This window comes from Microcoleus sp. B13-B6 (assembly GCF_036705405.1).
In the GTDB taxonomy this organism is placed as follows: Bacteria; Cyanobacteriota; Cyanobacteriia; order Cyanobacteriales; family Microcoleaceae; genus Microcoleus.
Map to the genome: position 1 here is coordinate 1 of NZ_JAUBUJ010000181.1, position 9,294 is coordinate 9,294.

Sequence of the window (9,294 nt, forward strand, 5' to 3'; positions counted from 1 at the left end):
TTTGCCAACAATAGCTCAAAACCTTTGCCCTACTTATTCTGAGTATTTATACTTATCGCAAAAGTGACACGCTCCCATCAGGGACAGGAAAACACCTCAAAATTAACTTTTTGGGACCGCTCGACGATGAGTTTTTCTGAGTTTTTCTGAGTTATTGCTGTGGTTTTTGAGTTCTTCTGAGTAAAATTGTGTAAGCTCAGCTTGAATTGTTAACCCGATTTTGGGCGGTATTAGCAACAAAAAACTCAAATTTATGCAAATTTATGCAAGCTGGGAAGAACTGGAAAAAGCAGGGAAAGATGGTAGCAATAGCAATGTTGGGCGATATATTTATCTCGGTAAAGGAAAGTTGTGGCTGAGTTTTCTGAAACACGCGATCCTTCGAGCGCTCCTACAACGGCTTCGAGCGACCGGGGCGAGCGCTTTTGGCAATGCAGGCTTTCGCCTCTGCTGCAACAGCCTGTTCAATTGGTTCGACAGGCTCCATGCGTGAAAACACAGTGTTCTGATATAGCAGTCGCGCCCGGCGTTTAGGACATTATTGATTGCTTCCACCCTTAATAGTTAAGCATCCTAATCCTGACTCCTGACTCCCGACGCAAGGCTATAACAGTGTTCGGGCGGTTCAGGGGGCGATTGTCGTCCACTGAAGGGCAGTTGCCCGAAGGGCGGCCAGTGTTTTTGGGAATATCCGATGGTGCGGGATTAGCCGTCGCCCTCAATGTCAGCCAGCGTCGGTATTGGCTCTCACGAAGGCCACTGCTTCTGCTGTCGGCTGTTCCGGCTCAGGCGCAGAGGGGGCAAGAGGCTCAGATGGGGTTTGTGACGGCAGCTAGCAGCGCTCTGAACGCAGTTCGCTCGCTCGCCGTCAATGCGAACCAAACTTTTTCTCGGCTAGCTAAACCTTTGTCGCAAGTTTCCGCGAGACTCTTTTTCACGGCATCGGTAACTAGTTCGTCTGATTGTGAGATCGCCAAAAGCATCTCCTCAACCAGTTCTAGTTCGTCTTCGTTGAGTAGTGAGGCGGCGGATTCTAAAACCAAGTAGTCACCATTAATGCTGGTCGCTTTTGTTGGCTGACACCCAGATATTTCGATTTCGCTATCGAACTCAATCCGGCACCGCCCGTCATTATATACATCAACTATTGTGGCCAGCTTTCCCCTGAATTCCTGAGTACCGGGATACTGGACCGAAACTTTCACCCGATCGCCGGGGGTGAATTGGAGACTAGGGGCGATCGGCACTTTCACCTCAACCGCCCCAGTTTCATCATCACCCGCCCCAATTTCAACATCACCCGCCCCAGTTTTCGCCCCCGTTCCGCAGGTAGAAACTTCGATTTCTGTACGGGCAAGAGGCTCCACTGTTGACTGGTTGGTATCAACTGTCGATCGAGGTTCTTGTTCCTGTGCCAATTCCGCAGTTGATACTGTGACAGAATCGGGTTCCAGATTTTGTTTTACCCCCCCTCTCCCCTGTGACAGTGAGAAGTTGCTATCTATCTCTGAAACCTTTTCCTCACAATGGTTTGCAGTAGATAGCACCTCGGATTGAACTGTCACAGTGCTATCTATTGCTATGTATGTGCTATCTATTTGGCTATCTATTTGTAAACCATGCTCTGTATGGTTTACAGAGTTATAGATAGCAATTGGCAGTGAGATAGGGGGGGGAGGGGGGGGAGGAGATTTTACGCTCAAAGATTCAGCGTGACAGTTGGGCAAAGAATATAGGGTGTATCGTTTATCGCCCGGTGCTGGTGCCGCACTAATAACCTTCTTGCCAACCATCCGGTTTAGTTCCGAGTAAGCTGAGCCGCGCTGTTCGGCTAGCAGAGCTAATTCAATGATTTCAGGGCCGGGTAACGGTCTGTTGTGTTTTTCAAGAGTCCGCAAGATTCGTTCTCGGATCGTCCCTCTTTGCTGTGTTGCTTCGGCGTCCTCCCCTGCTAGTCCGTGACAAAGCCAAGAATTGTTTTCGAGATTTAGCTCAATGTCCAGTGTTTGACCTTCTGCATCCCTCGGAAAGCACGAGAAAATTCGCTTCGGACACTTGGGGTCAACTATCATTTTTTTCTTGTTGTGGGGGTCTTGTTTTGGGATGTGGTCAACTTGCCAAACACCCCAAACGCTGCCAGCAATCGCACTAGAACCTCGCAATCTTTCAACGCCTAGAGCCTCGTGATTTTTGTTGCTGTGATGGATTAGAACGCCAGCGGCATCGTAACGGGTTAACAGTTCTTTGAGGGCGTAGATATTGTCGGAAAATTCTGCTGAGTTTTCCGACACGGCGCTACCTTTGCAAATACGCTTGAGACTGTCAATGATGACTACATCCGGGCGGTAATCTTCCAAGAAAGCCTCAAGTTTTGCTGTTTGCGTGATATCCCATTGGGGTAATACTTTTAAGTTGTCGCTTTCCGTCAACCGGAATCCCCGCTTTAGCAGCTTTGACCGCGTGCTATTTAAAGACTCATCGACTGACACCAACAGGACTTTGCCCACCTCGATGTTTTGCCCCAAGAATTTCTCTTCGCCAGTAGCCGTGCAAAAAGCGAGGTCTACTGCTATTAAGGATTTACCGCATTTTGGGCTTGCGCTCAGAATCACCGTCTCACCGCGTGGCAGAAGTTCGGGAACCACCCATCGCAAACCCTCAGACTGAAGGCTAAAAACCTCATTTAAGCTCCAAAGCCGTGACTCGGACGCGCTTGTCCGCTGCTTCATTGCGGCCATCGCTTCTTTGAGTGACCCCGCGCTCATGCTGTACTTGGGCGCTAGTAGGGCGATTTGTCGGATGCGCTCTACTGGGTCTTCCATTTGAAGCAAGCCTAGCAGTTCGAGTTTGAATCGTTCCGCATCCATGTCTCGTTTCAGTGGCTTGATAATCTTGTGTTCCCAAGCATACTCGCTAAAACTCGTTTTCTGCCGGACTTCCTCAAGCTTGATGTTGGCTGAAACTTCGTTTGGCTCGCCCTTCAAGATTTCTCTTGCCATCTGAGCCGCTTCCCTCATTCCAAGCTTGTTTTTGTGTGTTGGTTTGTCGGTTTGCCGATCGACAAACCGCCGACTCGTTTTAATGTGGTTGTTCCAGTACCAGCCTTTGATGCAATTTTTCACACCATCTGGCTTGCAGGCCGGTGTGGGGCTGCCTTGGAGGGCGGACTTCCAAATTGTCTCGGCTTCGTGCTTCGGCAACGGTGGATTGCACCGAGCCGCGAAATCTTCCAACATTTGCTGGGGGTCGCCGTTAAAAGCTTGCCCGATCGCCCGCAGGTAGTTCGCGGTGCCGATTAAATCGCGAGCTAGTTTGGCCCCTGCTTCGTTCCTTCCCCCCTCACTGATGCCGTATAGCAACTCGCGAGAGCTTTTTGCCAAGCATTCCTCCAATGGGACGCTGGCTGGCACGGGTACAGCGATGTCTTCATAAGTATCGGGGATGTCACCCGCAGCAAGCGGCTTGACTGTGGACTGATCCCGAAAAAGTGTCGGTTCCGGTTTCTCCGGTGTCGGGACGATCGCCCTCAAATCCTCGTATGTGTAGCGCATTCCGGAGTTGCTGACAATCAGGGATTGATTGCCGCTTGAGTGCCGCGCTCCAGCTAAGCGCATCACTCGGCTGGGGTTCTTTAAGGAGCGATCGGCGTCGGCCTCCTCAAGCAACTCGGTTTGGAGCAATCGCCATTTTTCGACTGCAACGAACTCGTCAAATACCCAGTAGGAATGTATGGACTTCCCGCCGGTGTCGATTTGCAGTGTGGGTTCTGGCAGTCCTAAGTCTTTCCACAAGTCTATTTGAGCAGCTTTGTCTAAGTTGTCGTGCTCGTAGAATACGGCCCGCGTTTCGGTGACATCTTTGTCTGTGTGTCCGCCGCCGTTGACCACCAAGTACACGCCGCGTCCCTCGGTTTGAAATTCGGTGGCGCGTTCAATCAATTGGTCGAGGTTGGTTGCTTCTGCTTTCCTGCCAGCATCCCCAGCTTTGCGGGGATCTGAACTGGGGTAGAAGGCTCGCAGGTAAACTGTGTCGCCGGCTTTGTAACCCAAGGCTGCTAGCTGCTGTCGCACTTGTTCGCGGTCGATCTGCTGAGGGAATGATTGCGAGTAAACCATTACACCGCACCCCCGATCGCTTCAAAGGTGACAGCAGACAATCCACGGTTTGTTTGCGTATTTAGAGGAGATTGTGCGATAATTGAGTCACAGTCAGGCTTTGAAGGCTGTTGCTTTCCAAGCTCGCAGTCGATTTTCCGAGAAAACGATACTTGACTATTCGGGTCGTAATTGTGTGGAATGGTATCCATAGCGGGATTCTCCCTGGTAGGTTGACCCGCTACACCATATATAGAAGAGAGGCTTTGACAATAGCTTTTTGTCTGTTCTTAGCTGTCAACTAAGGGTTGACAAAATAAGCTATTATTGAATTAATAATTAATTTTGATTTTTTGTCGCTGCCCCTCTTTTAAGGTGTAGCGTTTTTTTTGACTAAAACGATTCTACTGCGTTCTGTGCTGTGGCGCGTGTGCGGCGGGCGAGCGGTGAAAAATTGGGACAACAGCAGCGCCAGATCGCCCTCAGTCCTTCTAGCTCGGCTCGCTTAGAGGCAAGCCGGCCCTAAAAATCAGCTCGGCAGTCAAGTTCAATTCCGGGAAAGCCAGCGACTCAACTGTGTCATCCCCCCGAAACTGTTTGACCTGGTACTCCCCATCTACCAATTGGCAAACCGAGAGGGTGGGTTGTTTGGGGCTGCCGATGAACTTGCGGCCGCCCAAACCGAGATAGTCCACGATCCAGTATTCAGGGATGCCCATTTCTTCGTAGTCGGCGAATTTGAAATGGTAATCATCCCGCCAATTCGTACTGACTACCTCTACTGCCAGCCGAACCGAGAAACCCATCGTGATGATGGATTCCCTATCCCAGCGCGGTTCGTTGGCGAGAGCCGCTTCATCTAGGACAACTACATCTGGCTGATAGCCCGCCTCGTTGCGGACGGGTTTGAGCAGGCAGTCACCGGGGATAAAGCAAGGCAATTTCAGCCGCCTGATTTCTGCGCTGATTTCGTCCCAGGTAAACCCTGTAACGCGGGAATGGCGACCAGTTCCTAGAGGCATTTCGACAATTACTCCATTGTGCAGTTCGTAGCGGCGAATAGAGTTCTCTGGATACCAGGCTGCGAACTCATCAAACGTGATTGTTTTAGGTATGGTTTGTGGGTTTGTTTGGGTTTGGATCATGTTGCTGTTTCCTCTGACTTGTTGGTTTTGAACTCCGTGAGCCCTACTCCTCATTCGCCCCCGGAATTCTCCAAGGGTCAATACCGTTCTCCCGCTCGTAAGCGCTCGTAGTGGTCGCGTTCGATTCTGGCTCGATCGTCAACAAGCGAACGCCTCTCTGATATCCTGTTCAAGTTCTTGAACTCGTTGGCGAGCGGAGCTCGTTTCGTTCAGCCTCAGTGCGGGTAACGCCGAAAGCTTCGTCAAACCGCCGTTCGAGAGATTCGGTAATCAGTCCCATGCTCATAGTTAAGGCAGCTTTGTTCCCCCGGTGAGCTTGCCACAGCCAGTAAGCGCTGGCAATTTCTGGAGGGACGGACAGAAACCAACTTTGCCCCCGACTACCGGGCTCCGACTCGATTTCGATTTCTTCGCGCTCGAAAATCGTACTCGTGTAACCTTCACCCAGCAAGCTTTTTAGGGCGTTTGAGCGTAAGAAATCGGACACGTTGCGTCGGGATAAGCCCGCTGCTTCGGCGACTTGGGTTTGGCTCATTCGATACGAGCCGTCTAGCAGCATGAACCCATCGACTGTAAGGGAACCTATTTTTACCGAGGCTCTGACGGCTCTCATTGATTCGGCCACAAATCCTCCTTTAACGCTTTCTCTGCCAAAGATCGGGTATACACCAAACGCAAGATAAGGAAATCGGGCGTGTATACACCGAAAGTTCAACCTAGTTTTTCCGGTAACAAGCGCAATTGTCTAGTGCATCAAACTCCTAGAATTGCAAGTTTTTGTCGCGCGTTAATTTTATTCTTGCAACTGAATGTCTAACTTTTCCTTATTCTGAAACTTCGGTTATCTCTTCAGGCTCCAATTTTTTGGCATCCCCCTTCAGAATTTGATTCCACAGCTCTTTTCCTGAGATCCCTCGCTTCGCTGCAAGGTATTCAATTCGCGCTCGAATTCGCTCCTCCCGTTCCTGGAGTTTTACGCAAAGCAGCGAATTAGCTTGGCTGGAAATTGGGCGGGCGTTTATCCAGCTATCGACCTTTAATATGTCGTCGTAGTATTCGCCCAACGGTGCTACGTGCAGTCGATCATCCTTGCGTGCCATAAACTCTACCAATATTTTTACTTTATTATCTCATTTCTGTTGCAATAGTGGTGCATTTGTGGAGCAATGTTAAGAGTGGCTCACTAATGGCTCATATATTTGTACCACTATTGTACCTGTATTGTCCCTATGCAATGATTGATTTGCGAGCCAGTTAAGAGCCTGGTTCGCAAAATCGCCAGCAACTCGCCCCTGTCATGAACAGCCTGCCACTACCAGAGGACATCTCCTATATATCTCGCAATCAAGCGTTGGAATTGCTGTATATCAGTAAATCTCAATTAAAACGAGATGTTGCGGTGCTTCAAAGATTGGAGCCGATTGGCTGGTACTACCAAGCAAACAGTCGGGGGTTTCGCACAGAGGCTATCGAAATTCTCTGGGAGTTTCGGCAACTGGTTCAAGCTATGGGTCGCAAGGAAGCGATCGCCCAAATCAATCAATTAATAGAAAAAAACCGCAAACAAACCAAATCCCCCCCCTGTGACTTGTAATCTTCTAGGGCGGGGTCTGGCACACCAACAAGGATGTTCCCCAATCATGACACAACCGCAGATACCGGTACCCGTTGAAGCGGCTGCAACTTTCTCGGCAGCACCTGCACCCGCACCCGCATCAGAATCGGATACACCAGCAACTTCCACTTTGTACCGCCAGCTCTTGATATCCGTTAACGCGATGCCGCACCCGGAACTGAGCGCTTTGATGGAAGCCGCAGTGCATTCATTCCGTCAAAGCGATACCCTCACCCGCGCTATCAAAGAATGCGGGACGATCGAATTATTCGGGGATAAATGGCCCCTGACTTTCGACTTCCTGCCAACATCCGCTGAAGCTAAAAATTTGGTGCGATCGATCGCCGACCAATTCTCGATCCGCCAACTGCATCCATGTTGGCAAGAACTTCTAACCACCAGCACCGACATCCAGAAGAAGGCGCTCATCGAAGCTATCGCCTACGCTCAGCACTACTCGTGCACGGTGTTGGAAGCGCTGTCCGAATGCGAGCTCTTAGATTTATTCCCAACATCTGAACATTTAAATGTTTGGATGTCTGAGAGTGAAGCGCTGCAAATGGTTCACTTGCTCTCGGGTTCTCTGTTAGCCCAAAGTTCAGAGACATTGCCCAATGCCGGTGACGGGAGGGACGGTCGATGAGAGCGCTCAGAAGCCATCAAATTGAATGGGTTGTCACTGTAACGCGCAAGTACAACCCGCCCCGCAAGATAACCGTTTTCGGGCGCACGCAACCAGAAGCGCTGCTCAATGCCGTAGGTTCGGTGCGCGAAGTCTGGGGTATCTGGGATGCCAAATCATTTAGCACGCCGGAAAGGAAATAATTTTTTTTGATTCTTCGTTAGCTACTTCGGGCGACTCCGAAAACAGCTAACGAAGAATCAGAGTTTCGGGATATGTAGCCCGCCAAGTAGCCAATCAAATGCCAGAAAATGCCAACACCTAAAAAGCCTGTAGACGTAGCTGTTTTTAACAGTCGATGCGGCCAATGGAACCATCGCAATTACTTCAGAGCAGAGGTAAGGGTAATTCTAGGTAAAGGGGGAAAACCGATGCCTGAAGCTACTTTCAAAACCAGACTCGCCCTTTTAGAAGCAGAATGCCCTGAGTTTCAGAGACAGCCTTACCGCCGAACATTTTCTCAATTTCATTTGAACTGTTTGCTAACCCTAGAAACTTGGATTCTGGAAGCCAACCGCTGCATTGCCACTGTTCGAGAACGATTAGCACAAGAAGGATTACCGACCCATGAATACCGAACCGACAATTGACCGCCGCGACATCAAAGCCAAATGGGGACTCAACAAAGTTTCTGATGTAACCAATGCTCGCAAAGCTTTAGGACAGCCCGATTGGCAAAACTCTCTTTTGAACCCTGATGACAGCGCAGAAATCGACCTTTATTTCGAGTTGGTACTGAATCAGCGAATTGCACCCGGTTTTGCACTCGAACAAATAGTGGGAACTCGGAACGGACGCGGTGAATATTGCAATGACATCGACTCAGAAGCAATCGCCAACGGGGAAAACCGTGATGCTGAAGAAGAGAAAAGCGGAGCGATACAAGCCATTGAAGGAATGACTCGCGAAGCATCCTTGGGGATGGCCGATGTTGCCGGAGCCGTTAGCGACCAAATGCTAGATGCCTTTAAGATTTCTCTGAGTGCAAATCTGACCCACGGTTTGACCGATATGGCGTCGAATATCCGAGGTAATTTCAGCGTTCTCACTGATGCTGTAAAAGCAGCTCCCTTGGATTTACGGGATGCCAATCTACCCGTCCCAAAGCCTGTTTTACCAACCAAGTCAGTACCGCCACGGAGGATTTCACCAGGACTCTGGTAGGCGCTCACCGAGAGTTGGGGGAAGCCCTAGCTTTAAGGCAGGCTCAAAGGGAAAAGGTGCTTCTAAATCTCATCTTTTTCCTGAGCCTACAACAGGGGAGGCAACCTAAAAGACCTGACATTATATTGCCCCCCAATCGCAATTATGCTGAAGAAACAATCGCGCTAATGAGGTTTGTCTGATGTTGGAAAGTTACGGTTTCATTGAGTTGTATTTAGTGTGTCCTGGATTGAGATTATGGCGAGTCATTAAGTCTAAGCTTGCGACAATCAGTAAAGTGAGCGAAGTAGCAGTATTAGTGGGAGGATGCGCGTGAAAATCCGAGAAGTCTTGGCAACAGTTAAACACTACCAATCAGGATGGCAAGAACAAAAACTGGTACACATCCTGTTTACTGACCGAGATGAAAAGTACCAGTTACTAAAGCCTTACTGCGTAGAATATGGCAAAAATGTCATCTTTAGCAAGACAGACAACGAGATTTTGTTACCAGATTGAGCAAGGCACACATATAGAGCTAAGCTGTTCGACATTCAAACTGCACTATTTGTGGGCCAGACCCCATACTGCAAGGGGTTGAGGCAATAAATTTAA

Annotated in this window: 12 protein-coding genes; 7 read left to right on the top strand and 5 right to left on the bottom strand. The window is 49.6% G+C overall.

What is annotated here, in order from left to right; translation table 11 throughout:
* Positions 1-253 precede the first annotated feature (253 nt).
* Entirely contained in the window at positions 254-493 is a 240-nt protein-coding gene (locus tag QUB35_RS37635) for a hypothetical protein (protein ID WP_333147995.1), read from the top strand.
* Positions 494-809: 316 nt separating this feature from the next.
* Here QUB35_RS37635 and QUB35_RS37640 read toward each other — a convergent pair whose 3' ends face one another.
* The 5 genes from QUB35_RS37640 to QUB35_RS37660 form a co-directional block, all read right to left on the bottom strand.
* Positions 810-4,115 (bottom strand): AAA family ATPase, encoded by a 3,306-nt coding sequence (locus QUB35_RS37640; RefSeq protein WP_333147997.1) that lies wholly within the window; start codon positions 4,113-4,115, stop codon positions 810-812.
* The gene (locus QUB35_RS37645; protein WP_333147999.1) at positions 4,115-4,306 is read right to left on the bottom strand and encodes a hypothetical protein; all 192 of its coding nucleotides are present in this window, start codon (positions 4,304-4,306) and stop codon (positions 4,115-4,117) included. Before QUB35_RS37645 ends, QUB35_RS37640 begins: the two co-directional genes overlap by 1 nt.
* A gap of 279 nt (positions 4,307-4,585) precedes the next feature.
* On the bottom strand, positions 4,586-5,239 hold the full coding sequence (locus QUB35_RS37650; RefSeq protein ID WP_333148001.1) for a Uma2 family endonuclease: 654 nt from the start codon (positions 5,237-5,239) through the stop codon (positions 4,586-4,588).
* A 169-nt stretch (positions 5,240-5,408) separates the two neighbouring features.
* Positions 5,409-5,864 carry a hypothetical protein gene (locus tag QUB35_RS37655; RefSeq protein ID WP_333148003.1) on the bottom strand — a complete coding sequence of 152 codons (456 nt, stop codon included), beginning with the start codon at positions 5,862-5,864 and terminating at the stop codon, positions 5,409-5,411.
* Between the two features lie 199 nt (positions 5,865-6,063).
* Entirely contained in the window at positions 6,064-6,339 is a 276-nt protein-coding gene (locus tag QUB35_RS37660) for a hypothetical protein (RefSeq protein ID WP_333148005.1), read from the bottom strand.
* 197 nt (positions 6,340-6,536) lie between these two features.
* On the opposite strand from QUB35_RS37660, the gene QUB35_RS37665 reads away from it, so the two are divergent.
* The 6 genes from QUB35_RS37665 to QUB35_RS37690 all read left to right on the top strand — a co-directional run bounded on the left by QUB35_RS37665 (position 6,537) and on the right by QUB35_RS37690 (position 9,198).
* Positions 6,537-6,833: a hypothetical protein gene (locus QUB35_RS37665; protein WP_333148007.1), complete on the top strand. Its 297-nt coding sequence runs from the start codon at positions 6,537-6,539 to the stop codon at positions 6,831-6,833.
* A gap of 46 nt (positions 6,834-6,879) precedes the next feature.
* Positions 6,880-7,497 carry a hypothetical protein gene (locus QUB35_RS37670; RefSeq protein ID WP_333148009.1) on the top strand — a complete coding sequence of 206 codons (618 nt, stop codon included), beginning with the start codon at positions 6,880-6,882 and terminating at the stop codon, positions 7,495-7,497.
* Complete coding sequence (locus QUB35_RS37675) at positions 7,494-7,679, top strand: hypothetical protein (RefSeq protein ID WP_333148011.1); 186 nt, start codon at positions 7,494-7,496, stop codon at positions 7,677-7,679. The genes QUB35_RS37670 and QUB35_RS37675 overlap by 4 nt, the downstream gene beginning before the upstream one ends.
* Before the next feature lie 108 nt (positions 7,680-7,787).
* Positions 7,788-8,126, top strand: coding sequence for a hypothetical protein (locus tag QUB35_RS37680; protein WP_333050759.1), 339 nt, complete (start codon positions 7,788-7,790; stop codon positions 8,124-8,126).
* Positions 8,104-8,700, top strand: a complete 597-nt coding sequence (locus tag QUB35_RS37685) for a hypothetical protein (protein WP_333148012.1) — start codon at positions 8,104-8,106, stop codon at positions 8,698-8,700. The genes QUB35_RS37680 and QUB35_RS37685 overlap by 23 nt, the downstream gene beginning before the upstream one ends.
* A gap of 312 nt (positions 8,701-9,012) precedes the next feature.
* Positions 9,013-9,198 carry a hypothetical protein gene (locus tag QUB35_RS37690; protein WP_333148014.1) on the top strand — a complete coding sequence of 62 codons (186 nt, stop codon included), beginning with the start codon at positions 9,013-9,015 and terminating at the stop codon, positions 9,196-9,198.
* Positions 9,199-9,294: the final 96 nt, after the last annotated feature.